At 44.2% G+C, this 25787-nt stretch carries 22 protein-coding genes and 1 pseudogene; 6 read left to right on the top strand and 17 right to left on the bottom strand.

Annotated elements, in window-relative coordinates; genetic code table 11:
• Positions 1 to 84: 84 nt before the first annotated feature.
• Genes KDC22_RS01080 through KDC22_RS01065 form a run of 4 tightly spaced genes read right to left on the bottom strand, consistent with a single transcriptional unit; the run spans position 85 to position 4570 of the window.
• Complete coding sequence (locus KDC22_RS01080; RefSeq protein ID WP_173135510.1) at positions 85 to 1131, bottom strand: glycoside hydrolase family 130 protein; 1047 nt, start codon at positions 1129 to 1131, stop codon at positions 85 to 87.
• A 32-nt stretch (positions 1132 to 1163) separates the two neighbouring features.
• Complete coding sequence (locus KDC22_RS01075; protein WP_211721784.1) at positions 1164 to 2696, bottom strand: DUF3502 domain-containing protein; 1533 nt, start codon at positions 2694 to 2696, stop codon at positions 1164 to 1166.
• A gap of 40 nt (positions 2697 to 2736) precedes the next feature.
• A complete protein-coding gene (locus KDC22_RS01070) occupies positions 2737 to 3621 on the bottom strand; it encodes a carbohydrate ABC transporter permease (protein WP_173135529.1) in 885 nt (294 codons plus the stop codon).
• 10 nt (positions 3622 to 3631) lie between these two features.
• Positions 3632 to 4570: an ABC transporter permease gene (locus tag KDC22_RS01065; RefSeq protein ID WP_173135532.1), complete on the bottom strand. Its 939-nt coding sequence runs from the start codon at positions 4568 to 4570 to the stop codon at positions 3632 to 3634.
• A gap of 251 nt (positions 4571 to 4821) precedes the next feature.
• On the opposite strand from KDC22_RS01065, the gene KDC22_RS01060 reads away from it, so the two are divergent.
• Positions 4822 to 7149 carry a helix-turn-helix transcriptional regulator gene (locus KDC22_RS01060; RefSeq protein ID WP_211721783.1) on the top strand — a complete coding sequence of 776 codons (2328 nt, stop codon included), beginning with the start codon at positions 4822 to 4824 and terminating at the stop codon, positions 7147 to 7149.
• Here KDC22_RS01060 and KDC22_RS01055 read toward each other — a convergent pair.
• The gene (locus KDC22_RS01055) at positions 7141 to 7818 is read right to left on the bottom strand and encodes a TVP38/TMEM64 family protein (protein WP_211721782.1); all 678 of its coding nucleotides are present in this window, start codon (positions 7816 to 7818) and stop codon (positions 7141 to 7143) included. The genes KDC22_RS01060 and KDC22_RS01055 overlap by 9 nt on opposite strands.
• 167 nt (positions 7819 to 7985) lie before the next feature.
• On the opposite strand from KDC22_RS01055, the gene KDC22_RS01050 reads away from it, so the two are divergent.
• The 4 genes from KDC22_RS01050 to KDC22_RS01035 all read left to right on the top strand — a co-directional run bounded on the left by KDC22_RS01050 (position 7986) and on the right by KDC22_RS01035 (position 10910).
• Positions 7986 to 8684 carry a response regulator transcription factor gene (locus KDC22_RS01050; protein ID WP_173135541.1) on the top strand — a complete coding sequence of 233 codons (699 nt, stop codon included), beginning with the start codon at positions 7986 to 7988 and terminating at the stop codon, positions 8682 to 8684.
• A 46-nt stretch (positions 8685 to 8730) separates the two neighbouring features.
• Positions 8731 to 10011 carry a sensor histidine kinase gene (locus KDC22_RS01045; RefSeq protein ID WP_211721781.1) on the top strand — a complete coding sequence of 427 codons (1281 nt, stop codon included), beginning with the start codon at positions 8731 to 8733 and terminating at the stop codon, positions 10009 to 10011.
• 12 nt (positions 10012 to 10023) lie between these two features.
• Positions 10024 to 10557 (top strand): GNAT family N-acetyltransferase, encoded by a 534-nt coding sequence (locus tag KDC22_RS01040; protein WP_173135547.1) that lies wholly within the window; start codon positions 10024 to 10026, stop codon positions 10555 to 10557.
• A 119-nt stretch (positions 10558 to 10676) separates the two neighbouring features.
• Positions 10677 to 10910 (top strand): KGG domain-containing protein, encoded by a 234-nt coding sequence (locus tag KDC22_RS01035; RefSeq protein WP_173135550.1) that lies wholly within the window; start codon positions 10677 to 10679, stop codon positions 10908 to 10910.
• A 77-nt stretch (positions 10911 to 10987) separates the two neighbouring features.
• Here the strand turns inward: KDC22_RS01035 and KDC22_RS01030 are convergent, their stop codons facing one another.
• The 3 genes from KDC22_RS01030 to KDC22_RS01020 all read right to left on the bottom strand — a co-directional run bounded on the left by KDC22_RS01030 (position 10988) and on the right by KDC22_RS01020 (position 12935).
• Positions 10988 to 11431, bottom strand: coding sequence for a hypothetical protein (locus tag KDC22_RS01030; RefSeq protein ID WP_246553208.1), 444 nt, complete (start codon positions 11429 to 11431; stop codon positions 10988 to 10990).
• 131 nt (positions 11432 to 11562) lie between these two features.
• Complete coding sequence (locus tag KDC22_RS01025) at positions 11563 to 12420, bottom strand: AraC family transcriptional regulator (protein ID WP_211721780.1); 858 nt, start codon at positions 12418 to 12420, stop codon at positions 11563 to 11565.
• A 14-nt stretch (positions 12421 to 12434) separates the two neighbouring features.
• Positions 12435 to 12935, bottom strand: coding sequence for a GyrI-like domain-containing protein (locus KDC22_RS01020; RefSeq protein ID WP_211721779.1), 501 nt, complete (start codon positions 12933 to 12935; stop codon positions 12435 to 12437).
• 334 nt (positions 12936 to 13269) lie between these two features.
• Here KDC22_RS01020 and KDC22_RS01015 point away from each other — a divergent pair, with 334 nt between their 5' ends.
• Positions 13270 to 15681 (top strand): TOTE conflict system archaeo-eukaryotic primase domain-containing protein, encoded by a 2412-nt coding sequence (locus KDC22_RS01015; protein WP_211721778.1) that lies wholly within the window; start codon positions 13270 to 13272, stop codon positions 15679 to 15681.
• Positions 15682 to 15717: 36 nt separating this feature from the next.
• Here KDC22_RS01015 and KDC22_RS01010 read toward each other — a convergent pair whose 3' ends face one another.
• From KDC22_RS01010 to KDC22_RS00970, 9 genes and pseudogenes are all read right to left on the bottom strand, one after another.
• Positions 15718 to 16110, bottom strand: a complete 393-nt coding sequence (locus KDC22_RS01010) for a type II toxin-antitoxin system death-on-curing family toxin (RefSeq protein WP_173135562.1) — start codon at positions 16108 to 16110, stop codon at positions 15718 to 15720.
• Position 16111: 1 nt separating this feature from the next.
• Entirely contained in the window at positions 16112 to 16405 is a 294-nt protein-coding gene (locus tag KDC22_RS01005) for an AbrB/MazE/SpoVT family DNA-binding domain-containing protein (protein WP_173135566.1), read from the bottom strand.
• Positions 16406 to 16628: 223 nt separating this feature from the next.
• Positions 16629 to 17276: a 2OG-Fe(II) oxygenase gene (locus tag KDC22_RS01000; protein ID WP_211721777.1), complete on the bottom strand. Its 648-nt coding sequence runs from the start codon at positions 17274 to 17276 to the stop codon at positions 16629 to 16631.
• A 539-nt stretch (positions 17277 to 17815) separates the two neighbouring features.
• Positions 17816 to 18217: a hypothetical protein gene (locus KDC22_RS00995; protein WP_211721776.1), complete on the bottom strand. Its 402-nt coding sequence runs from the start codon at positions 18215 to 18217 to the stop codon at positions 17816 to 17818.
• Positions 18218 to 18336: 119 nt separating this feature from the next.
• A pseudogene (locus KDC22_RS00990) lies at positions 18337 to 19148 on the bottom strand (Rpn family recombination-promoting nuclease/putative transposase).
• 338 nt (positions 19149 to 19486) lie between these two features.
• The gene (locus tag KDC22_RS00985) at positions 19487 to 21628 is read right to left on the bottom strand and encodes a hypothetical protein (RefSeq protein ID WP_211721775.1); all 2142 of its coding nucleotides are present in this window, start codon (positions 21626 to 21628) and stop codon (positions 19487 to 19489) included.
• A gap of 128 nt (positions 21629 to 21756) precedes the next feature.
• Positions 21757 to 23010, bottom strand: a complete 1254-nt coding sequence (locus KDC22_RS00980) for a HEPN/Toprim-associated domain-containing protein (RefSeq protein WP_211721774.1) — start codon at positions 23008 to 23010, stop codon at positions 21757 to 21759.
• Between the two features lie 62 nt (positions 23011 to 23072).
• On the bottom strand, positions 23073 to 23384 hold the full coding sequence (locus tag KDC22_RS00975; protein ID WP_211721773.1) for a hypothetical protein: 312 nt from the start codon (positions 23382 to 23384) through the stop codon (positions 23073 to 23075).
• Positions 23385 to 23388: 4 nt separating this feature from the next.
• Positions 23389 to 25257 carry a DEAD/DEAH box helicase family protein gene (locus tag KDC22_RS00970; RefSeq protein ID WP_211721772.1) on the bottom strand — a complete coding sequence of 623 codons (1869 nt, stop codon included), beginning with the start codon at positions 25255 to 25257 and terminating at the stop codon, positions 23389 to 23391.
• Positions 25258 to 25787: the final 530 nt, after the last annotated feature.

The following is a 25787-nucleotide window of genomic DNA, read 5'->3' as shown; positions in this document are numbered from 1 at the left end:
CTCCTTTGTTATCTGGGGCCATTATTTTGACAGCGCTTTCCTTTTAGCGGATGAAAGAAGGCAGCTTGCACTGCCCTCAGCCTTCTACACTAGCGTATTATATATATCCTCTAGCGGGATGTCCGCCACTGCCATCACTTCGTCCGCGGCACCGTAATACATGCGGACCGTCTGATCCAGCAGCAAGGCTCCGCACGAGAATACGACCTTGCCGAAGAATCCATTCACCTCATAGGCAGCTTCCGGCTCCAGCACAGGGACACGCGATCTCGCAATGACCCGTGACGGGTCCTCCAGATCCAGCAGAACCGCCCCCATGCAATAGCGGTGGCTGCTGTCCGCGCCATGGTACAGCGCCAGCCAGCCGCGTTCGGTTCGAATCGGAACCGCTCCGCCACCCATGCGGGCAGAGTCCCAGCCCTGCTCGCCGAGTCCCATCAGGAAGCGGTGGTTCCCCCAATGGTCGAGATCGGGTGATTCGGCGATCCACATCTCGGGAGCGCCGAATGACTTCGGCACCGGACGATGCAGAGCGTAGTATTTGCCGCCAATTTTCTCGGGGAAAATCATAACATCCTTATTCTCGGGAGGCAGCATAATCCCCCGCCGTTTGAATGTCCGGAAGTCGCTGGTTTCCGCCAGCCCTACGCCGACTCCGCGCGCGGAAGCAGCGCTGTAAGTGATGTAATAAGTGTCCCCGATCTGGGTCACACGCGGATCTTCAATCCCCCATGCTTCCAGGGGATGCTCCGGGAACAGGGCCGGCTGCGGCTCCACCTCGAAATGAATGCCGTCCCGGCTCCGCGCTACCCGGAGATGGGACAAGGAGGTGAGCATCACCGTCTGTCCATCCTTGGCTACAAAGCGCGAGTCGGCGAAATCATAGCCCGGATCGTTCTTGTCGTAACGCTCAACCTGCACCTCCGTCCCTGCCTCATTCAGCCGGGGAACGAGTACCTCGTCCGCCCGGTCCGGTATTGGCGCTTCGGCAACGCGCAGTAAGAGGATCGTCTCATCCTGTAACTGCGCAACGCCTGCATTGAACGCGCCCAGCACCTGGAAATCGGGACGGGAGGGAGCAACATCCCCGGCCTCAATCAGCGGATTGTGCGCGCTGCGGTTTATTTTCATTGGAGTAACCTCTTTCTGTGTTTGAAATGCTGTTATTTCCCTGCGGTGACGGCGTCAATCTGGGCCTGGATTTCAGCGACCACTTTTTGCCCGCCGAGACTGGCCATTTTGTCCTCCATCGTTTTCTTTCCTTCCTCTGCAGGGATCAGGCCTTGGCTGAGCGGCAGGAAGATCGAATCATGAAGCGGCGTGATTTTGGCATATTCCGTCTTTACCTTCTCGGCGTTGAAGTTGAAGCCTGCAATAGGACTCAGCGTGAAGTTGGATGTCTTGGTCGAGAAATCGAACCACTTCTTGTCATCCGGCATCATGTTGTCAGGTGTACGGTTCAGCGTCGGCCGCCAGGTCAGCACATAACCAGGGAAGGTATAGCTGGACAGTACCTTATAGCTCGAATCGCCGACAGGCTCCCAGTCTTTCCCTTGAATGCCGTATTCCATCAGATCATGGTTCTCCTTAATCGACAGCCAGTTCATTACATCCATAACTGTATCCGAATGCTTGGAAGTCGTCGGTATACAGAGGAAGTTCCATTGCTGATAAGCCGTATAAGGCTTGGCCTGCTCCCCGTTCGGAATGAAAATCTCCAGCTTGTCGCTGCCATCCTTCAGCATTTCCGAATATTTCAGTCCCTCTACACCATCTGCTGCATAGTAGGTTGCTGCATATTTACCTTGCTTGAACAGCGTCTCTGCATTCTGCTCCTGGGCAATATTTTTGGAGATAATCCCATCCTTATAGTATTTGGTGACACGTTCATAGGCATCGGCAATCGTCGGACTCACCCATTGGCCAATGACCTTCTTATCCTTGATCGAATACGAGAACATGTTGACCCCAATCTCCAGCACTTCATCCTTTGCCAGATTCGCAGAGTCACTCAGAATGAATGGCAGCTTATCCGCCTTAATTCCGTTAATGACAAACGGCTTGACGTCTTTCTCATTTTCCTTGACCGCATACAGGAATTTCTCCAGGTCACCCAGCGTTTTCAGCTCGGGAAGCCCGTATTTCTCGCGTAAGTCCTTGCGGATCAGCAGGCCATAAAGCTGGCCTTGGGTGGTGCCGAGCGGAACACCCATAATTTTGCCGCCGAACTTGTTGTACTCCCACATTTCCTCCGGAATGGACGCCTTCAGCTCGGGCCGTGCAGCCACTGCCGCATCCAGCTCCATCAGAGATTTACTCTCAATCATCTGGTTCATGGATATCCAAGGAGCATCCAGATACATATCGAACTCTTCCCCGGCAGACATCTTCACGGATACCGCATTCCCGTAATCGGACCATGGCATGAAATTGACATTCAGGGCGGCTCCGATATTATCCGCTTTCAGCTTGTCGTTAACCGCCTGCAGCACAGTATCGAACCCCGCAGGTTTATCTCCCGGGAAATAAGCCTTTAGCGTCACAATGTCTTTGGCAGCAGGAGCTGCACTGTCTGTACTGGACGGAGAATTCGCTGCATTGCCTTCATTTTTCGCATTTCCCCCGCAGCCCGCGAGCACCAGTGACGATACCAATACCGCTGTTGTTGCCGTGCCAAACCATCTTTTTAACCTCATCTCATAACCCTCCCATATCTATGGACACAATCTGAATGGCTTACCCTTTTACCGCTCCTACCGTTAGACCTTTGACAAAATATTTCTGAAGCATCGGATACAGCAGTACAATCGGGCCGATGGTCAGTACTGTGGTCGCCATCCGCACCCCATAAGTCGGTGGTGTCACTGCAATCGCCGCACCGGAAGGAATCAGATTCTTGGCCGCCTCCATATTGGAGACCATCCGGCGCAGAATTAACTGCAGCGGGAATAATTTCTCATTATCGATGAACATTAGTCCCATGAACCAGTCATTCCAGAAGCTCAGCGCATAGAAGAGCCCGACAGAAGCCAGAATCGGCTTCGAGATCGGAATCATAATCTGGAAGAACACTCTCATCTCATTGGCTCCGTCTATTCTGGCGGCTTCCTCCAGCTCCTCAGGAATGGTGCGGAAGAAGCTGACCAGCAGGAAGACGAGGAATGGCTGGCACAGCATGGTTAGAATCAGTACCCAGATCGTATTCTGCAAATGCAGCCACTGGCTGACCACAATATAGAACGGAATGATACCTCCCGAGAAAAGCATAGGCAAGTAGCAGAACAACAGAAAAGGCGTTTGCAGAACATTCCGTTTATTCGCCAGTGAATAGCCAAGCATGGCCGAAATGCACAGGGCGCTTAAGGCCCCGACAACCGTAATAAACACGGTGACGCCATAGCCGTTGAACAATACATCGGATTGCAGAACCGCCTTATAAGCGGCCAGCGATAATTTTTGCGGAAATAAGGTGTAGCCGTGTGCAATCAGCTCCTCCTCATCCGTAAACGAGCCGGCAATCATCAGCAGAAAAGGAAACAGACAAAATATAGTGAACAGCAAAATGAACGTATGGGCGAATGCCGTAAAGGTGCGATCCGCAGCGCTATGTTTCTGTTTCATAGTTACTCTCCTAGAATAAAGCAGATTCTTTAGATACCCTCCGGGTTACCCAGTTGGCGGCAATGACGAAGATCAGACCCATAATGGACTGGAACAGGCCTACAGCCGAAGACATGCCGAAATCGTGCAGCTGTCTCATCGAGCGGAAGACAAAGGTATCAATAACGTCCGTAGTCGGATACAGCATGGAGTTGTCTCCAATGATGGCATAGATCATCGCAAAGTCACCATTGAAAATTTTGCCTACGGCCAGCAGCGTCATAATCATAATCGTCGGCACCAGCAGCGGCAATGTAATGCGGGTTACAATCTGCAGCTTGGATGCTCCGTCAATCCGGGCAGCCTCGTACAGATCCTCCGGTATTCCCGTAATGGAAGCCAGGAAAATTATCGAAAGATAACCAGCACCTTGCCACACACGGATTACAGTCAGTATATACGGCCAAAGCTTCGACTCAAACATCCAGTTGACCGGTTCCATGCCGATATTGTGCAGCCAGACATTAATCATGGGCTCTTCCCCGCCGAACAAGGATTGCACAATCATTCCGATCACAATCCAGGACATGAAATAAGGAAGGAAAATAAGCGACTGCGAGATCCGTTTGAAATACTTATTGCGGATCTCATTGAACATGAGCGCAATCAGAACGGCAGCCGCTGTCGTAAACACAATAAACAGCACGTTGAGCATCAGTGTGTTCCGCAGAATAATCCAGAAGTCATCTGATGTAAAAAAGTAATCAAAATTTCTAAACCCTACCCAGTCACTCCCCGTGATCCCCTTGGCAAAATCATAGTCTTTGAAGGCAATCATAATCCCGTATATGGGCAAATAACTGAACACGAGAAAAAACAACAGCCCCGGTACAGCCATCACATACAGAAAAGGATTCTGCACGATATGCCTCCATTTTGAACGTTTACCTGCGTTAAGCTGGTAGTTCATTTTTACATCCCCCCTTTCTCAAGACCGGCAATCGCCCCAAGAGCGTCCCGTTATCTCTGCCGTCACCTTATCAAGCCCTTGCGGCAACGGCAATTCTGAAAAGCTCCGATAACTCCTGCAAGCGCAGATTTACGAACTTCCCAAAAACAACACTACTTCGGAAATGAACGATTCTGAAGACGAATATGCCCGGTATGCTATAATAAATCTACAATTTATGCCCGGCAGTTAAGATTACGGAGGTTCCAGCAATGAAATTCAGACGTCCGCTCCTCGCATCGCTGAAACAGCATCCTACTTATATGAAGCTTATTTTTTATTTCGTCAGCGCAAACGTTCTGGTGCTGGGTGTATCCTTTGCACTGCTCTATTGGCAGTCCTCCAAGACGCTTCTGGAGGAGATCGGCGATCATTCCGAATCTCTGCTGGTGAACAGCGCCCAGAACACCGCGCGGCTGATGGAATGGGCGCTGGAATTCAGCTTCTCTTCCAGTGATGACAGCGCTCTCAAGGTATATGCCCTTTCAGATCAGTACAGCGATTTTGAAACCTTCGAGGTATGGAGCCGGCTTATGGACATTAAGAACGCCAATCCGTCTATCGATTCGGTATACCTCATTAACGATTACACGAATACGGTTGTTGATTCCAGACTTGGATTGAATGATGCGGAAACTTTCTACGACCAGGACATTATTAAGCGTTTACGAGACCCGGATACCGCGAACCACAGCGTGCTTATCCCAAGGACCCTGTCTCTCCCTCTTACCGGGAATACACCCAAAGAGGTGATGACCATCATCAGATTTTACGAAAGAGGCAGTTCCATCTCCGCTTTCGTTATGAATGTAGATACAGATAATCTCATGACCCTGCTTCAGAACAATTCGAAGTATGCCGACAGATCAGTTGCAGTTCTGAATGACCGGGAGGAGACGGTGTTTAGCAGCACTTCTTTGAATCAGGAACAAACTGCGGAGCTCAGGCACCACGTGATTAAGGGCGAAAGCGGATGGAAGCTCTTTCATCCCCAAACTCAGGGAGAGCAGCTAATGGTATACGCGGATATCTCCATTAAGGGAATCCAGGATTGGACCTTTATCGAAACGGTACCCAAGTCTGTCATTTTGGAGAAAATTACAGTTCTGCGCAACACCAGCCTGATCTTGTTCATTGCCCTGTTCGCGGCCTCATGGACCGTTATCGTGCTGATCTCCAAACGGGTGTATTCGCCCATTCAAGAACTGATTACCAGAGTCATGCAGCAGCATCAAGCGGAAAAGCCCGGTCTGGGATACAGCACCAATGAGCTAGACTACTTATCGAGTGTGTTTATAGCGCAGCATAATCAGATTAACGAACTGACTGAGCAATCGCGGGTTCATAAATTTTTGGGCAGAGAGAGGTTTCTACGGGATTTCCTGGGGGAGACTTACCATTCTGCAGAGGAGATTGGTTCGCAATTTCTGGAGTGGAGTATTGACCTGCCGGTAGATCAGCTGTCGGTGGCCATCTTCCGGATTGACCACTTCTCGGAATTCTCGGAGACCTATCCGGAGAAGGACCGGCGTCTGCTCCGGTTCGCCATGTCCAATATTATTCAAGAGTCGCTGCAATCGTCCAGGCATAAGCTGCAAACGGTGGATATGGGTGACGATCACGTAGCCGTTGTCCTATCCGCCCCCTTGACCGAGGAATATGTGAAGAAGCTGCAAGGATCGCAACAGTTAATAGAGCAGTATTTGTCCGTTGGAACAACTGTTGCCTGGGGCAGAATGCTGCCCGTCCTGACCGATATGCATGAGGTATATATGGAGACGTATGAGCTGACGCAGGAACGGTTCCGCTTCGGACACAGAGCACTCATCGTACAAGCGTGGCTGCCCGGTGCAGCCGGAGAGCTGTATCACCTGCCTGTGAACAAGGAGCGGCAGATCGCTCAGGCTCTACCCAAGGGGAACGCAGAGACGGTGCTGGAAGTGATACGTTCTGCCGTAGTCAAGCTGCGGGAAATGCCCTATTTTGAATGTAAAATGTCGCTGATTACCTTATTTATGGATATACGCCGTCTCATGCAGGAGCACTCCGTCCAGCCGCTGCCCAGTTCATGGGGTCTGACCTCGATCGAAAAGCAGATTAACCAGCAGGAGACGATGGGCAACGTAGTGCCATGGATGGAAGCCCTGGTAACCAAGACACTCGAAGATATCGTAACTGCCCGCAGCCTGTCCAAGAACGCGGCGCTGATCGAGCAGGCGGACCGGTTCATTGATGAACAACTAACCGATCCGAACCTGTCTGCAACCATGCTGGCCGATCATCTGGGATTATCCGTGAATTATTTCCGCAGTTTGTATAAAGCGGAGACCACCCAGTCCGTCACGGACAAGATCTCGGAGAAGCGCCTGAACTTCATCTGTCAGGAGCTACTGGCCTCCGACTCGCCCATTGAGCCCATCGTCCAGAATTCCGGCTTCTCGTCGCTGAACACCTTCTATTCCATCTTCAAAAAGGTATATGGCATGACACCGGCCCAGTACCGGAGGAAGCATAGAGAGGACAATACCCACTCATCTTAACCGATTCATAATCTTATCTTTATAGATTAACCCCAGGACAAAGGCTACGACAGAGATAGCGGATATGACGATGGTTGAGCCATAATTCTTGTGATAGATGTTAGCACCAATGCTCACAGAGGCCAGAAGCCACGGAAGCCTGGCGATCACTAGAATTGCAAAGAATCTTAACGGCTTGATCGTCGTCAGTCCTGCTGCATAAATGAATACATCCTTGGGGAGTCCGGGGATGATAAAGATAATGAACAGGAAGACCGAGAACTTGCTGCTGTCCATCATCGCCGCCATCCACTTGAATTTATCTTTGGTCAGCAGACCTTCAATGAAAGCTCCGCCCAGAAGCCTGGTGAAGTAGAACGCCATAACCGCCCCTAGCAGCATCCCCCCGGTAACGAAGAGCGCTCCTAAGGTTGTCCCATAAATATATCCCCCGGCAATCTGAATGACCTCCCCTGGTATGGGTGCAATAACCGTCTGGAGCACCTGAAAAAACACAAGGATCATCGGCCCCAGCTTGCCCGTAGAGAGGATGTATTCCCGAAAGCTCTCCAGCGACACGGTCAGCTTAAGTAATTGCGGTAAGTATTGGAGAAAAAGAATAGTAAGTACCATTCCCAAGCAAGCGAGAACAATTTTGCCGGCCCGCTTTTTGTGCGATAACCATTCCATAATGAATCCCTCTCTTCACTGGCTTACGATGTACCCAGCATAGGGGAATCTTCTTAAGATTGGGGCATTATAATTCTTAAGAATTCTTAAGTCGCCTCCAGGCTGTGGTTAACGGGACAGGTACAATCTATAATGGAAGCACGGCACGGCGCAGAGGAGGGGGATGGATGAATCATACCAAGAAGATACTCATAGCTGACGACAACAATGAGATCAGAGAGATTGTCCGGGTGCTGCTGGAGAGCGAACAATACAACGTGACAGAGGCAGTAGACGGCGAAGACGCTGTGAATAAAGTAGACGATACCATAGACTTGATCATCCTGGATATCATGATGCCCAGAAAGTCGGGATTCAAGGCCTGTGTAGAGATTCGGGAGAAGACAAGTGCTCCGATTCTATTTTTGACGGCCAAAACGCAAGACTCTGACAAATATCTGGCCTTCTCTGCGGGAAGCGATGACTACCTGTCCAAGCCCTTCTCCTATACCGAACTAGTGTCACGGGTGAAGGCCCTGCTCCGAAGATATTATGTATATAAAGGTAAAGATACCCCAGCGCCCCCAGACGTTATTACCTTCAACGAACTAACCGTGAATACTACGGTCAACGACGTAAGGAGGAATGAGAAAGAGCTTACCCTGACCGAAATTGAATATAAGCTGCTGGCCCTGATGTCCAGTAACAGAAACAAGATTTTCTCCGCACAAAATCTGTACGAAAGCGTCTGGGAGGAGCCTTATTTCTACAGCTGCAACAATACAGTCATGGTTCATATCCGGAATCTCAGAATGAAGCTGGAAAAAGACCCCCAGAATCCCAAGCTCATCAAAACCGTATGGGGAAAGGGGTACCGGATTGAATAACAAGCTTCGCTGGAGCAGGCTGAAATTAAAATTAATCTTGTGCCTTATGGTTTCCTTTCTTCTGTCGGCAGCTCTGTTCTTGTGGCTGCAAGCCACAGGCGAAGGGCTATTGGAGCATTATCTGACCAAAAGCACATTCATTGAAAAGCAAGAAAAATCAGCCATTCCCAAATTCAAAACGTATGTCTCCGAGCACCATCTTTCGCTTAAGGATCACGATCAAATCACTGCCTGGGTTAGGGACGCGAAGTATATCAGCCTGTATATCTATTCAAACCACAAGCTGCTCTACTCCACCGACGGGTATACTTCAACGGCCGAGAATCAGAAAGTAATGTTACAGCCCAGCTTAACCCATGATCCGCTCTTATCCAATATTGAATTTGCCGACACGACTGCTCAAGTCTATATGGAATATTTCTTTGAATACAAGTATTACCATATTATCACTATTCTTGGTGTGATTCTGTCATTTCTATTCTTCATCGTTCTTGTCCTGTTCTTCATCAACCGGAAAACCTCCTACATTGGGGTGCTGGAGAACGAAATCAAAATTCTGGAGGGAGGAAACCTGACCTATCCCATTACTATGAAGGGCAACGACGAGCTGTCTTCCCTCGCGGAGAGCATTAATGAGATGAGGAAGTCTTTTATTGAGCGCTTGGAGAGCGAAGAGCAAGCCAGAGTCGCCAACAGCGAGCTGGTTACCGCCATGTCTCATGATCTACGGACACCGCTTACGGCATTGGTCGGCTATTTGGACATTATCGAATACAAGAAATATCAGAATAATGAGGCACTAACGAAATACATCCATAGCAGCAGGGAAAAAGCCTACCAAATCAAACATCTATCGGACAAGCTATTCGAGTACTTTACTGTATTTAACACGGAGGACAACGATCTGGAGTTCGAAACCTACGATGGAATTCAATTAATGGACCAATTAATGGATGAGCAGTTCATGTTGCTGGAGAACAATGGATTCCAGGTGGAATGGGAACCCGGCAGTATCCCCTTCCGCATGGAGCTTCATCTGATTTCGTTCCGGCGCGTGTTTGATAACATTTTCTCCAATATCATTAAGTACGCCGATACGGCCGACACTGTCAGCATCCAGTATGGAATTACAGACCGCTGGTTAATGATCCATATTCAAAATACTATCAAAACAGAAGCCCAGGAGGTCCATAGTACAGGGATCGGGCTGAAAACCTGCCAAAAAATCATCGGGCAGCATAGAGGCGAAATCGCTTTTACAAGGAATGGGAACCAGTATTCAGTTAATCTTCGTTTGCTTGTAAACACGGCTCTCACCCACACTTAAGGAGGATGTATCATGCAAGAAATAATCACCGACCGGTTAATCATCAGAAACTTCCGGGAGACCGACGCCCCGGGGATGCTGGAGTATCTGGCTAATCCAAGGGTTAACTGCTTCCTCAGCGAACGAATCTCAACCTTGGACGAAGCCGTGGCCACCGCGAATACCAAGAGTCAGGACGACTCCCATCTTGCGGTCTGCCTGAAGGATACCGGCTCTATCATTGGCGAATTATTCTGCATGAAAGAAGAACCGGATACCTACAGTGTAGGATGGCATTTGAATCCTAAGTATGAAGGCAGCGGGTATGCAAGCGAAAGCGCCCGTGCACTGTTGCAATACCTGTTCATCACACAAGAAGCCAGAAGAATCTATGCGTACGTTGAGGATGACAACTCCAAATCGCAAAAGCTGTGTGAGAAGCTGGGGATGCGCAGAGAGGGCTGCTTCATGGAATTCATCTCGTTCACCACCAACGCCGACGGCACCCCCAAATACGAGAACACTCAGCAATTCGCCATATTGAAGCGGGAATGGTTGCAGCAGTGACTATCACTCTACGATTATATCTGGGAGAAATTCTCTAAATCTATGTTTCATACCCAGAGGTGCGGGTAAATTAAAAGTGCAACAAAAAATACTCAATACCCGAAAAGGAGCGATTTCGAATGGCACAGAACAACCAGAATGATCAAAAGATGAGCCGCGAAGAAGCGGGACGTAAGGGTGGCGAAGCCACGGCAAGAAACCATGACCGTGAATTTTACCAGGAAATTGGCGAAAAAGGCGGAGAAGCCCGCAGCAACAGCAATTCAGGCGGCAATGGAGACGACGGCAAGATGAGCCGTGAAGAAGCAGGGCGCAAAGGCGGCGAAGCTAGGGCGCGTCAACGTGACAATTAAATAAGGCATCAACCCTATAGAGCAATATAAAGATAAAGGCCAGGTTCTCGAAAGAGAACCTGGCCTTTTCACTAGTTCTAAGCAATATGGAACCGGTCTAGTTGATCACGGTAACTGAAGAGAGACTCTTCCCTAATAATATGCATAAACGAAGGGTCTGCTTCAGTCAGTAAGGAGCTCGCATACGCCCACGCATTCTCCTCAATCCTCAGCCGGATTTCGGCTTCTTGCCTTCCGGTCAGGGGGCCATCCAGAGCAGCGGCTAGCTGCTCCAGCTCCAGATCCTCGGAATGCCCTAGCTCATGGGCCAATATAACCGCAATGTATTCCTTCAGCCGGCAAGGTGAACCGAACAGCTCACAGCATTGCCTCACAATCTCTTCTTTATATAGATAAATAGTATGACTGCCCAAATGATATTTGCCGCCAACCAGCCGATTCTTCCGGAACCTGGGCTCGACGGTTACCTTCACCTTGCTGTCAGAAAGGGCTAACAGCTCAGCGACCGTCTGATTAAACAATTCATCTTCCAGCTTGCAATCCCCTGCCTTATCCCAAAGTATAGAATCAGTTTAATCTAAAATTTTAAGCAACTCCAGTGAATTTTACTGAAAAATGTTACTGTTTATTGAATGTTTAAGGGCCGAGGGTGCTATTGAATGGGGATATATATTGCCAACTCATAGTCAGAATGCTCCACATTGGGCTCATAATACTCGATGGTATCCAGTTCAGCCAACTCATAACCTGATTCAGGCAACCATACTCCGTATATGAACTGGTACGTGTCTTTTAAGTGATAGATGGAATCATCATGTGAGAAAACCGCATATTTTGAGCTTGGAATTCTTCTACTTATCATCCCTGAAGGAACCCGCTCAGGTTGAGCAGCTTCTTTGCAGGCGATATAGGAGAAATCACTTTCATCTGTGATATCCGGATAATATTCGCATATTCCTAAACGGGCTTGGGACAAGGACAAGCCTTCCATCTCCGGCCACTTAGCATTAAAAGCAGTCCACAGTTCTGCTATCGTGCCAGACCCTGGCCTTACCATCGCTTGGAGACCAATAACTTGAAATGCTTTCTTGTATACAATCTTGGTATGAACTGATCCAGAAGACTGGATGGCTCGTTGTATGTTTAACCTCTGGCCTATGTTAGCCTTCTCATATAGAACAATAACATTCTTGTCTCTTCTGTACCTGCCTGGTGTAATTCCGAACTGTTTCGTAAAAGCACGGCTAAAGGTTTCTTGTGATTCAAAGCCATACTCCATGGCGATTTCAATGATTCGCTTCTCACCAGCAAGCAATTCAATGGCACTCTGACTTAATCTCCGTTTACGAATATATTCCTTCACAGATTCTCCAACCAACCCCCGAAAAATCCGATAAAAATGAGTCAATGAAAAAAAGATCTGCTCTGCAATAATAGCCGGACTTAAATCTTCAGTTAGATGTAGTTCAATATAATCAATTGTCTGTTGAACCTTATCGTAATAATTCATCTCATCATCCAGTTCTAATCATTGAAATTTTCTTTGATCGGCAGCCAAAACTCATAACAATTTACTTCATCTATTTTAGAGGGCGGGTAGGCTTCTATTTCTGGTACATTTGCATGAACATATGGAGAATTAGGGAGCCATTCTTCAAACGCATACAGTTCAGCCTCAATTAAGGCGTCAACAGTTTCTCCGTAATTGTCAAAGATTGCCCACATCGAAGCTGGCACAGTGTATTCCTCCAACCCCCAGCCCTCCGGGGCCTGTTCACTTTCCGTAGCGACATAAAACCAAAAGCTTCGATTGGCCGGATCTTTTTCAACGCGCGAGACACCTATGGCATAACTATTCGTAACTGTATCCTCAAGATTATTAAGGCTATTACGGAACAACTCCGTCAAACCCTCCTGTCTGCATTTTTCCCAGAACTGACCAAACATTTCATTATCCTGTTCTACCCAAGTCCTACGTCCATAAATTCTGAATTCTGATTTACATTCTATTCTAACATTTACCATGCAATCGCCCCTGTCTTGGTTAATAACCGGAGTATAACTGATCGAGCCGACTCTTTTTTGATGTTTCTTACCAAATTCGTCTGCACGGGTTAAGTTATGCGACAAGGTCCCTATAGTAGGTATGACAAAAGAAGACACCCCTAAAGGTGTCTCAGTGTTAGTACTTCTATATTATTCATCTCGGCAAACCTGTTCCACTCTTGAAGCTGCTTTTTAAGGGTTGTTTTCTTTAAATTTAGCATTTTTCCGATCTCCCTAATTAGGTTATAATTGCCATAGTTATTACTCTGTTAGCTTACAAGGTATAATATAAATAAAATGCGAGGACCAAGCAATGGACAATATAGAGGCCAAATATAATGCGGCTCTGGCGCATATTGAGGAACTTAAGCAGGAAGTCACCCGATTGAGAAGTCTGTTGGAGCTTCAGAATGACCATACCACAAGTACTAATGCACAAATAACAGATGCCCCCACCTCACCGGCAACTAACGTTCACCAGTACTCTACCGTAGAGGACAAGCTCGCCCTATATCAAAGTTATTTTCGCGGCAGAGAAGATGTATACCCGATTCGCTGGAGCAACAAGCAAGGCAAGTCCGGATATTCGCCCGCCTGCGCCAATGAGTGGACTTCCGTCTGCGAGAAACCCCGGGTGAAGTGTTCGGTCTGCAAACACCAGAGCTTCATGCCCCTTACAAGCGAAGTGCTATCCGCTCATTTAGACGCACGGCAAGACCGAACGGTTGGGATTTATCCCATGCTGCCGGATGAGACCTGCTGGTTTTTGGCCATAGATTTTGATAAAAACGATTGGAAACAGGATGTCACCTCCTTAATGGAGGTATGTAAAATTCATGGAATTCCTGCGCTCTTAGAGCGCTCACGTTCCGGCAACGGGGGGCATGTCTGGATTTTCTTCAGTCAAAATATAGAGGCAGCTACAGTCAGAAGATTGGGAATGACTCTGCTGAGTTTGACCATGAACAAAAGATATCAGATCGGCATGGAATCCTATGACCGTATGTTTCCCAATCAGGATACACTGCCCAAGGGCGGATTCGGTAACCTCATTGCCCTTCCTCTTCAAGGCGGGCCGCGTAAACAGGGGAACAGTGTCTTTGTGGATGAACGCTTTGAGCCCTATGCCGATCAATGGGGTATATTATCCGAGCTTGGCAAGCTGGACGAAGACATGGTGAAGCAATTTATATATAAGCACGGGGAGCGCGGACTTTTTAACAATGACCGTCTTACAGCGGGGTTAGACCACGAAACAGATAAATTAACCTTGTTACATGAGATTATGGGTCAGACCGGAGAGGTCTTGATTGAACCTATGCCTGCTGAAATACAGATTCTGCAATCGGATCGTCTGTACATCCCCAAGTCTGGACTTCCTTCAAGTGCAATTCATGCTCTGATCAAAATAGCCTCCTTCTCCAACCCGGATTTTTATAAAACACAAGCGATGCGGCTCTCCACCTACGGTAAACCCCGGGTGATCTCATGCGCAGAGGACCAGGAGGATTACGTGATTCTTCCGAGGGGATGTTTGCAAGATGTGTTATCTTTTTTCGAGCTTAATCAGGTCAAGGTATCGCTTAAGGATCAACGTTCGTCTGGAACTTCTATCGAGGCAAAGTTCACCGGTACACTGACCACTCTTCAGGATACAGCCGCCAGAGCGATTCTAAGCCGGGACATAGGCGTTCTATCAGCGGCAACCGCATTTGGCAAAACGGTCGTAGCCGCCAGCATCATCGCTTCAAGAAAGACAAATACCCTTATTCTGGTGCATCGCCGGGAGCTTATAGAGCAATGGCAGGAACGCTTGCAAACCTTTCTTAACGTGCCAAAACAGGCGATCGGATTGATCGGCGGCGGCAAAAACAAGCGGACCGGCATGATCGACATTGCTGTCATTCAGAGCCTCAACTATAAAGGGGAGGTTAAACCTTTCGTTAGTGAATACGGCCAGGTCATTGTGGATGAGTGCCACCACGTATCCGCCTACAGCTTCGAACAGGTTCTGCGGGAAGTCAAAGGAAAGTATGTATTCGGCTTAACTGCCACTCCTAAACGCCAGGATGGACAAGAAGCCATCGTACGGTTCCAGCTTGGACCTGTGCTATTGAAAGTGGATGCCAAGACTTTAAGCAGTTCTAGAGGATTTTCGTTAAGCGTCGTTCCCCGGTATACACATCTTCAGCTCAAGCCAGGGGAGCAGGCTGCAGGCATTCAGGAGATCTATCAGCAGCTTGTAGATAACGAGGAACGTAACACGCTTATTTTTGACGATTTACTTACCTGTCTGGATGAAGGCCGCTCTCCGCTGCTGCTGGTTGAAGGGACCGCACATGCTGAATATTTTGCAGAGCGATTGCAGCCTTTTGCCAAAAACGTAATTATGCTAAGAGGCGGAATGGGAAAAAAGCAGAGGGAGGCTCTCCGTGCCCAAATCGCTTCTATTCCCGATGATCAAGAACGTGTAGTTATCGCTACGGGTAAGCTAATCGGTGAAGGCTTCGATGATGCCAGACTGGACACCTTGTTTCTCGTCCATCCGATCTCCTGGTCAGGTACCTTGCAGCAATATGCAGGCCGCCTGCACCGGAGTCATGCGAATAAAGAAGAAGTGAAAATATATGATTATATCGACCTTCAGGTCCCTATGCTGATGGCGATGTTCAAGAAAAGAGTGAAGGGCTATCGGAAGATGGGGTATAGGGGTGCGGAGTTGTAACAAAGCTTATAAAAATAGTGTTGAAGCATCCATAGGTTATCTTTCTTTAGAGTGTTCTTTTAGAATATGAGCGGTCATTTCTAATGTAGGTAGACCTTTTGCAATATTCACTATAAACTCAACTGCAAACTCCCGTTCCATGCTTAAATGGTAGCCATTCATGATTAAAAACGACTTCGTAACCAGATAAGCAGTACGCTTATTTCCATTATGAAAGCAGTGGTTTTTGATCAGCGATTCCAGTAAAGCAGCCGCCTTATCAAATAAAGTGGGGTACGCATCCTCGCCAAAAACACTTTGCTGCGGCCTATGTACCGCAGATTCCAACAGGCCGTGATCTTTCACTCCTGCTTGATCTGCGTCGTTCATTCTTTTCATTATAAAATAGTGTGCTGAAATAACCTCTTCCTTTGTAAGAAAGTTAGTCATATCAACGATCCCTTAGGTCTTCAAGGATACCCAAATCCTCTTCAAACACATCGTAAAACGCCTCCAGCACCTCAGGCCGAACCTGATTGGGCAAATGGCCGATTCGGTTTTTTCTTAATATTACTTCTCCACGTTCATTTTCAATAAACTCGATTTCATCCCCTTGCGAGACATTCAACTTATCTGCCAGGGCTTTTGGCAAGCTTACTCCTAAGCTATTCCCCATTCGTCCTATTTTGCGGGAATAGCGAATCACCTTCGATTTGTCCTTTTTCACATTGACCACACCATTCATTTTATTTCTTCCTCCTATAGTATGCTCATTCACTTCAAGTTATAACTTATAACAGTAATAAAAGTTATAACGTATGTACATTTTATCAGAACCACATAAAAAAGACCATCTTCTCAGATGATCTCTTTTGCATATCTCCAGCTTTAATTCTCCAGCTGATTACTAGAAATTATAATTCCTGACTTACCATTGATTCTAAAACACGCACTACGTATTCATACCATTAGGAGAGACGATGGGCTTGTCTTCTCATCCACATTGTTGCAACCCATTTTTCACCTTTAATTACTGGTGTACCTGCATGCAAGGTGAACTCGTTTAATTCATGATTATCGTAAAAATATTCAAAGTAGACCGCCATTCCTTTGTTGGGAAACACAGATAAATTAAGCATCGGGAAATCCGTTTGTCCGCCCTCCTCCACATCGTTCAAATACAACAGGAGAGTACTAATTCGATTGTTGTTACTAGCTCTACTCGTTTGTGCAAAGAAATCAAAATGAGGTAGATACTCTTGACCAGGGGTATAGAGCAAAACTTGCAGACCATCGCCATGCCCGATAGGAATATTCATAATTTGAGAGATTCGTTTCTCGATTCTTGTAACCGTCTCATTCTCCTCGCAGAACACACCGCTGCTCGTCCTAATCTGATTGACCACATGATCTTCACCGATCTTTGAACGTTTCAATCGTTCCCTAGAATGTTCTATTAGCTCATCGCATTCCTCATCGCTAAGTACATTTCCTAGTAAGACAACTAGTGGTTCCTCATACTTGGCAAGAATTCGAATCTCCCGGTCTTCTGTCTTAATCGTATTTCCAGCATGTTCAAATATCGTCTGTTCTTTGTCTGTTGTATCCCCTGCCATATTTACACAGCTCCCACAGTAGTGCATACATTACAAAAGTAATATACCGTAAAATGGAATTATTTGCTCACATTACTTCAGAAACTTCAAAGACTCTATTAGGGAGATCGAAAAATGTACATAACCATTAGCATGCATTCTAATTTCTTTAGTAAATCATGACAAAGGCATAAAAAAACACCCCTAAGGGTGTTTTTCACTGATACTCCATGTGGAGGCGTGGCGTGGACTTGCAGAGCCACAATTCGGCGGGGGCTGCTGGAACTGTATGAGATAGCCGTTTAGACAACGTTAGTTTTCAGTTGCAATTCTCTTGTGTCAATCACAGCACCTGCTTGTTTCAAGAAATTAAAACCAAAAATGCCGTCAATTTCCATGCCATAATCCATATTCCCGATCTCCACTTGAAAATCCTTGTTATGCTTACATAGGGAAGCCCGTAGATTTCCGTTATGTTCATCTTGGCCCTTCATCCCATCGCATCTTGAACACCTCCGGTTAAATAGTTACTATTGTTATAGCATATTGGGTAGTATCTTCTAAACCAGAGTCAGACCACCGCCCGATCTTTGGAGCTCTTTTATAAAGCGGTATCCCTCCAGAAATCCGATTACAAAAGCTTCCTCTTCTTCGAGACCCTGTTCTGTGTTCATAGTCTCCTCCATGAATCCGTACAATTCACGTTGAGTCTCATTTAAGCTACTATGTAGGCGACCGATTGCATAAGAAGACTCTTCGTTAGCCTTCCTGATGTGAGGATTGTTAGATTGCATCCCCCATATCTCAAGATGTTTTCTGGCAGCCACCTCACTCAGTATTTCTCTCATTCCATCAAGATAGGCGTTCTCTAGTGCTGCATATTCAGACAACGTTTCTCTGTTCTTCGCAAAATGCTTTCCCATTGTGTCCATCCTTACCATTGATATACGATAAGCTCCCATTCTCTATTCCCCCTTTCAAATCTACAATACTAGTATTTCCTATTTGCTAGATTTAAAACAACAACAGTGACTATTGCGCAAAAGAAAGGGAGCATCCCTATAGGATACTCCCTTATTCTTTACTTTCTCAAAGCATTGATCTCCTGCTCTGTTAATCCAGTGGCCTTAACAATGGTAATTATGTCCATATCCATTTCAAGCATATTTTTAGCCACTCTTTTGATTCCAGCCATCTCTGCACTTCCCAGCATAGAAGCCTCATCATGCAAATACTTCTGTCTAGCCTCATATAACCGTCTGGCTTCTGAATCCTGACTCAAGTATTACAAGGTATCCATCGCCTTCTCCAATCCAGGTTCGTTCATTTTCAGCACCTCCCAATGTGATATATCTACGCCTTTGAGGAACAGCAGCCAGTTTTCCAATCCGCCGTTCGAGGGAATCACATCATCCAGCTTTGGCAGCTCCAGAAAATGCACTTCGATATCGTCATTCAGTGGTATCAGCGTCCGGTCTTCTCGGAGATGAAATATATTATGGTATTCATCATTTGGCAAGAAAGCATAGTTTAAAATGTTGATAGTAACGCACTTCCTTAGCTCCTGATACTTCTCGCCTTCCTGAAGCTGGCAAGCGTATCGCTCGCTCCAGTAAAACAACGTTCTCTTCTCTATATCGTACTTATTAAACAGTTGCATCTCTATATCAATCAGTTTACCTTCAGAGGTCTTGGCATAAACATCAAAAATGGATTGTTTGTCGAGTGGATCATCTTTATCCGTATAGGGTTTCATCAGGATGATCTCAGTCAGCGGCCGCTTACCCGCTTCCGTAAAAATACGGTTGAGAAAAGCCAGCAGCACATCCTTATTGTTTTCACTGCAAATATCCGTTTGAATACGAAATCCACACGCGGGTCAAGTAAATCCATCGGCATCAACTCCATTCATTGTTATGATATCATCTCTCAAAGAAAATGAGCTTTGAAGGAAATAACAAAAATGAAAAAGACACCCCTAAAGGTGTCTATCACTGATACTCCATATGGAGCCGAGGGGAGTCGAACCCCTGTCCGAAGATAACGGCACATAAGCTTCTACGAGTGTAGTTACAGTTTTGATGTCACCCTAGAAGCCCCCCGTAACCGGCTATACGTTGGGTCAGCCTGATTGTCTTCTTCAGCTCACCGCAGGCGGAGATGAGACAGCGTATTCCACTATTTGTTAGCCTCTAGCCCTGTCACATGGACGATGCAGAGTAGAAGCTAGTTCACAGGTTATTAGATATGCTAGCCTCTTCAAAAACTTCATTTCGTATAAAAATATTCTCTGGATATCCGATCAACTGATAGAACAAAGATTCAGGGAAGAAATTATCTGAATGTTTGATTTCTTCAAAATAAGTAATCAGCTTTTCTTCTCTTAACATTTCTCTTAATACTTGCATTGTATCCTCATATATATGAGAATGTCTCAGTCTTCCGACGCTTCTTATATGTTGGAAATCTTTCAAGGGAAAACTTCCATCTTGCTTCACATCCATCCCCCAACGTTTCAAAGGTGGATTAGAATCCATAATTTCATTTATTGCGTTTGATGAAATTATAAATGACCAGATTTCATCTAGTGTTTTGAATGAATGATTACCTATTTGGGTTTCAGCGATGTACAAAAATAACCTAACCATCAGTAAACTGTTTCTACGAACATCTACGGGAATGAACGTTCCCAAAACAGCTACAGCACCACTACGAAGAAATAAGTCCGCAACAGATACTGCTCCAGCTCCCCTTGGACTGACATGGCACGAACTCAGTAATACTATTGGCGGTACTATAAAATCATTCTCCTCAGCCATCCATACATCGCCACCTATGCATAAACCCGCCATATTTCTCTTAGTATCGTATTTCCCATGAGCAGACAAGACTAAACAACCAGCATCCCTATGGTCGTACAAAAACCGTTTCAATTCTTGAATGGTCGCAACTTCTTTATAGACTACATCAAGAGTTTCATATTTAGCACTAAGTTCTTGGAGCGTAGAACACATAGCATTTGAATATTTCCTGATATGATCATTTTTTTCTAAACATTCTGCGACAATAACTTTTAATCTTTTTCCAATATAGTAATAAGGCATCTTTGGAACTTCAAACTGTAAAGCTCTTGTTAAAGGAGTTAGCGGTCTATATGAAATTGACTTGTAACAACATAATGGGGCAGAAACTTCTTCAAATATAGCCAACCCTATCGGAAAATCAGAAAAAACAGTTATGTGACTGGCTCTCAAAATAATATCTTTTTGATCCCCCGTCAGGTGGTTGGAAAGAATTTTTCCTAATTTTTTTAATGTTCTCCATATATATCTATTATTCGTTCCACGCTCATGCTTACAGTTAATTTCCAACTGATTAAGCTCATAGAATAATTCTCTCGGCATATTATCCAATTCGATGTAGATAGCATTTCTTGCAATAGCTCTATGTGTACCTAATAATTTAATCATTTGTTTTTCAACATCTGGCAACTTATCAGAGCGACCATAGCGACTAACTTGTGGTATAGCTATACCAGGCATTGTAATAACAACAGGAACTTGAGCTCTGCCGCGATTTTTACTCAATAATTTATGAAAGCTTGATTTGTCAATATTTCGAGAATTTTTACGTGCCTCATCCAGCATTTCTTTCCATGTCGCCAATATAGCATGTGATTCAAATTGAATTAAAGCAATATCACCAAATGCGTACTCTGATGACTTTACAACATTTATAACTTTTTTTAATCTTCCAAACTGATTCGAGAAAAAAACTAATGGTAATATATCTATTTCATTAGCGTCGTACAGCTGTAAGCTCTCATAATTCACAACATTTTTATCATCACTCTCATTTATAGTTTCCCAAATCATTCTCCAATGTTTTTTTAGACTTTCTGTAGAAAGATTATCAAATCCAATTATTCCAAGCCTTGATCCTAGTTTCTTTTCAAGAGTTTTAGCACTTTCCGTACAGCCCTCCTCATAAATAATTAATGTAGGGAGTGGCATAGAAAAATCGTTTATCATATTAACAAAATCAGAAGGTATAGGAATGATATTATTAGGCTGATCATAACTTTGCAGTAGTGTTTCTTCATCCAGATCTAAAACATCAAAACCAATACGAGGTAAATGCATAGCATAGTGTAAAGCTGGCATGATATTTATTAAATCAGGATCTAGCATATGCATTGTTTCTTTATACTGCATGCCAACATCTGCAAGATGTACAATTGGATTAAAGTTCAATGGATCATTATTGTTCGACTTAAATACAACGTAATAATTAAGCAACATTTTATTGTTGAGTTCAGCCAGCTTGTCACTTGATTGCATATGAACAACCTCTCTTTTAATCACTTTATTCACACAACTACTGTATTAAGCACCGCCGCTAACCACAACAACTCACCAGCCCCAAAAATGATCTGAGCCAACGGAAGCTTTCCCCCATATTTTAGCTGGAGTGAGGCCAACGCTCTCACAATAAGCCTATATTAATCAAAAGCTCTAAAAATAGTCTGCATAATTAATTCCATACCATCCCAATCATGATCAATCTTTATTTCATCCGTAATACTTAATTGATCTAAGAAGGAGAAATATGTTTTTAATATAATTTCTTTATTTAATATCTCCCCTTGATATTTCTTCAAGGCTTTGCTATAGCCCTTCCATTGAACAGGTATGTACTTAGTAGGATACTCTTGCCCCGTATTACTAAGTATATCGCAGCCTAGATACAGTTCAATACTACCGGCAAGTCCGTTAATATTCATAAAGGCTATTCCATGAGGCCCTATTGTCGGATATTCTTCTGCGTACTTTAGATACGGATATGTCAGCACCTTAATATTTGAAGGCACCTTGATCTTATTTAACGTTATGATTGCCTCTTGAGCAGCAGTATCATTATCAAACAAAGCAATTACTCTCGTTCTTAATCCTGATCCAATGAAAGCTTTTAGGTAACCTACAAGTGAAGAAGCACTCCCCTGGGCATTAGATTGTTCAAAATCCATAAAGGAATAATAATCAATAACATCCGGATAAAGAAACGCTATGCTTCTCTTAATTATTGCGATGTCCGATGAACCCTCAGTGATGATAATAGTCTTTTCGTTTGCGGCATAATTCTCCGCAAGACTTTGTAAAGATAGTTCACATATTTTATCTTCTTCTGAACAGTAACCACCATCGACCAAGTCGCTATAATCTAAATAAAACTCATCCGTATCTTCAAATAGTTCTATTATGGCCCTAAAAATATATCTAATATCTGAACACTCAAAACCATATAATGAATCACCATTTTCTTGTTCATATAGCATATTATAAAGGACAGGCTTATCAAGACTTTCAATGTATTTAATTAGTTCAAAACTATATTGGCCCGACTTTATTATCCATTTCATTTCACTCATCCAATTATCAAATGTATAACCTTCGATAAGAACCTGTTCCCATTCCCCATCAATTCCAATTTGTTCAATAGAATAATGCTCGTTATTATTAAGCAAAAATTCTTTTTTTGTTGACTCTAAATTAAACCCCATGATGCCTAATCTTAACTTTATTATTTCTACACGATTTGAATATTTAGCTACAGTTCGCATCTCACTATCTTCATCCAGATAATTGTATTGTTGCTTATCAGACTCCCTAAATGTTGTCATTAACTTGGCATCAACAAAATTTTTACATGAAATTAGCTCAAACTCTGCAACTTTTAATGACGCATAACTACCCATGTAAGTTCACTCCAATGACAATAAAAAGACCGTTAAACATATAACGGCCTTTTGTGAATTATTTAAGAAACCAATTGTTTCTTTTTTGATATATTCCCCAGAATATCTGATGCTTCTTTAAATTTATCAAAGATAATTTTCTCTTTTCCATTCATTATTAACATCTGTTTTATCAAATGTCCTTGCTCATTGTAAGTAAAGACATCTGTCACTTTTAGAGCATATGCCATAACGGAATGAATCGTTAAGATAGTCAGCTTATCACTAGTCGCAATTGTAAATTGATTATCACTTTCAACAGCTTTCTCAATTAACTCAATAGCACTAGGCCCACTATACATTAATAATTTCGTTACTTTTTCAATATTATCCATTCGTTTATTCCTCCAAAATTAAAATTTTCACTCGAATGGCATCAATAATTTGCGGCAACAGTATTCTAGCTTGTTCAAAATCATACGATTCCCATTCATCAATTCCACGCTTAACTTTATTCTTTAATGATTGATTAATATACTTCATCGCATAAGCGATGTTAGTATCAGCAGACTTTAAGAACTGACTAGTCGTATTACTTGGTAGTTCTTTTCCCTTTGGATCAGCCCCCGTTTCAGCAAAGAGGATTTCAACCTGATTAATAACATCTTCTTTATGAATTTTATGCAATTCTTCACGGATCAGTTCTTCACGTAATTTATTTCTCTTTTCAGTGATTTCGCCATCTACCCTGCGTTTTTGCGATGTTTTATACTCGTCTATTTCAACCTCGGTATGTCCTTGTTCCCTCATTATATTTGCAACGTTTTCAATTTTCAATTCTTCTTTCCGAATGTTATCTTGGATTTGCTCTCGATACAAGCTAGCTACACCATCACTCAGAAACTCCCTGGTAGTAGTTACCACATTACCTTCTGAATTCACATCACCAACAGCTCGGTTTTGTTTATAGTCGCGATGGTACTCGAACTCTATCACTTTTTTTCTCTCAGACTTAATCTTCTGACCAGTATAAAATGCCCAAAGTTGATCAAGTCCCAACTCAGTATGATACACAACATGTGCAACATTATCTATTGTATCGTTGCCTACAGGAATTTTCCTTAACGCTCTTCCAATGAATTGAGCATAGGGAGCTAACGTCCTGAATGGTCTGAATATAGCTGCTACACTGATGTTGGGATGATCAAAACCTTCACCCAACATATTGACGTTAACAACTACATCTATCTGCCCCTTCTTATATTCAATAATGACATCTTCAGCAGCCTCTGGATCGTCACTTGAAACCACAGCAGCAGTTAAACCATACTCTGCATACAAATCCCTTACATCTTTTGCATGATCGATATCGCATGCAACCGCAATAATCTGATGATGAGCTTTACCCTGACTTCTCTTTTCAGTTAGTCTTTTAATACTCATCTCTACTATTGTCCTATTACATGCAGGTGAGTAAGCAACTGAGCGTGTGACCCATTTCTCATCCATAGCTTCCAACGCTGCTGCTTTATCTACAGGCTGACCATCGACTAAAAATTCTAGTTTTTCTGTTGTGTAATCTTCAGCTACGATATTTTTAACCAGCTTCTCTTTAATGGCATCAGCGAGCTCATATTCATAGATTAATTCACCATCGATTTCTTTATAATCCCCTCTGATTGGTGTAGCTGTTAACTTAACCACCTTTTTTGCATCAAAATGTTTAAGGGTATTTAGCCAAGAGTCCGCAGCGGAATGATGTGCTTCGTCAATGATAATCATATCAAAATAATTGGAATCCAGAATGTTTACCAATGCCTTTTTAGACTTCGCATTATATACCTTATGAATATTAGCTATAATGATATCAGCCTTTTCCAAGTAACCCATGACTCTTTTCTTATCAGGAGCCGTTTGAAATCCCGCATAACGGTAAACCTGAGGCAATTTGGTATCATCTAAGATGACATTTCTTTTTGTCCAAAAATTCAAAGGTGTTCTTGTATCAAATTCATCTGAGACACCTTCACGAATTACTACTCCAGGGGTGATAATTAAAACTTTACCATCGCTTATCTCATAGGGAATCAATCCCATAGTACCTGTTTTTCCTGTGCCTGTCGGAAGTACAACAATCTTATGAGTGTCTGGATCTCGTAAAAGGCTCTCTTTCAAACGCCTATGTGCAGCCCTTTGTGGATCTCGTAAAGCAATGTTCCCTTCAATAAATGCATTTACCGATTTAAAATAAGACTCCTCTTTGCTCAATGCATGATCCCCCAATAATGTAATATTAGAAATTCATCATCATAAGGCCAATTAAATTATGTTTGATTTATACGGCACACATACAACTGGCGAACATTTTCATGAATTCATTCTTATAACAAAACAATTCAACCGACAATTGTATACAGAAGATTCAAGATAATGGATACTATATACACATAGTCTCATACCATGAATACACTGTCAAAGCATTTGTCGGCTGATAATATATATGTTTTTATAGCTTATCACTAGCATCTTTTCATATATCACCTGCTCAATATTGATGAGTCTTAACGTTAGATAAAGCTCCTCCGTCTCCCTATGAACCTTCACATTCGAGACAAACCTCTTCACCCACTCATTCATCACCTGCGGACTCGGTGTTTCCTCATCCAACAATGCAATCATCGTCTTAATGTCTTGCTGAAGCGTCTGTAAGCTCTCCTGCGATACATTAAATACTTGATTGGCTAATTATGCTCTCTTCGCTTCTCCGTCAATTCTGAAGACATTTCGGCAATCATCTC

This window comes from Paenibacillus tritici, assembly GCF_018207515.1.
Taxonomy (GTDB): domain Bacteria; phylum Bacillota; class Bacilli; order Paenibacillales; family Paenibacillaceae; genus Paenibacillus_AQ; species Paenibacillus_AQ tritici.
Note: the sequence above shows the minus strand (reverse complement) of the source record. Positions and strands in the feature narration are given on the sequence as shown.

What these genes read in the sequence shown, in the direction of transcription:
- KDC22_RS01080 (WP_173135510.1), bottom strand. Translation starts at nt 1,131, where the DNA reads ATGAAAATAAACCGCAGCGCGCACAATCCGCTGATTGAGGCCGGGGAT.
- KDC22_RS01075 (WP_211721784.1), bottom strand. Translation starts at nt 2,696, where the DNA reads ATGAGGTTAAAAAGATGGTTTGGCACGGCAACAACAGCGGTATTGGTA.
- KDC22_RS01070 (WP_173135529.1), bottom strand. Translation starts at nt 3,621, where the DNA reads ATGAAACAGAAACATAGCGCTGCGGATCGCACCTTTACGGCATTCGCC.
- KDC22_RS01065 (WP_173135532.1), bottom strand. Translation starts at nt 4,570, where the DNA reads ATGAACTACCAGCTTAACGCAGGTAAACGTTCAAAATGGAGGCATATC.
- KDC22_RS01060 (WP_211721783.1), top strand. Translation starts at nt 4,822, where the DNA reads ATGAAATTCAGACGTCCGCTCCTCGCATCGCTGAAACAGCATCCTACT.
- KDC22_RS01055 (WP_211721782.1), bottom strand. Translation starts at nt 7,818, where the DNA reads ATGGAATGGTTATCGCACAAAAAGCGGGCCGGCAAAATTGTTCTCGCT.
- KDC22_RS01050 (WP_173135541.1), top strand. Translation starts at nt 7,986, where the DNA reads ATGAATCATACCAAGAAGATACTCATAGCTGACGACAACAATGAGATC.
- KDC22_RS01045 (WP_211721781.1), top strand. Translation starts at nt 8,731, where the DNA reads ATGGTTTCCTTTCTTCTGTCGGCAGCTCTGTTCTTGTGGCTGCAAGCC.
- KDC22_RS01040 (WP_173135547.1), top strand. Translation starts at nt 10,024, where the DNA reads ATGCAAGAAATAATCACCGACCGGTTAATCATCAGAAACTTCCGGGAG.
- KDC22_RS01035 (WP_173135550.1), top strand. Translation starts at nt 10,677, where the DNA reads ATGGCACAGAACAACCAGAATGATCAAAAGATGAGCCGCGAAGAAGCG.
- KDC22_RS01025 (WP_211721780.1), bottom strand. Translation starts at nt 12,420, where the DNA reads ATGAATTATTACGATAAGGTTCAACAGACAATTGATTATATTGAACTA.
- KDC22_RS01020 (WP_211721779.1), bottom strand. Translation starts at nt 12,935, where the DNA reads ATGGTAAATGTTAGAATAGAATGTAAATCAGAATTCAGAATTTATGGA.
- KDC22_RS01015 (WP_211721778.1), top strand. Translation starts at nt 13,270, where the DNA reads ATGGACAATATAGAGGCCAAATATAATGCGGCTCTGGCGCATATTGAG.
- KDC22_RS01010 (WP_173135562.1), bottom strand. Translation starts at nt 16,110, where the DNA reads ATGACTAACTTTCTTACAAAGGAAGAGGTTATTTCAGCACACTATTTT.
- KDC22_RS01005 (WP_173135566.1), bottom strand. Translation starts at nt 16,405, where the DNA reads ATGAATGGTGTGGTCAATGTGAAAAAGGACAAATCGAAGGTGATTCGC.
- KDC22_RS01000 (WP_211721777.1), bottom strand. Translation starts at nt 17,276, where the DNA reads ATGGCAGGGGATACAACAGACAAAGAACAGACGATATTTGAACATGCT.
- KDC22_RS00995 (WP_211721776.1), bottom strand. Translation starts at nt 18,217, where the DNA reads ATGGGAGCTTATCGTATATCAATGGTAAGGATGGACACAATGGGAAAG.
- KDC22_RS00980 (WP_211721774.1), bottom strand. Translation starts at nt 23,010, where the DNA reads ATGGGTAGTTATGCGTCATTAAAAGTTGCAGAGTTTGAGCTAATTTCA.
- KDC22_RS00975 (WP_211721773.1), bottom strand. Translation starts at nt 23,384, where the DNA reads ATGGATAATATTGAAAAAGTAACGAAATTATTAATGTATAGTGGGCCT.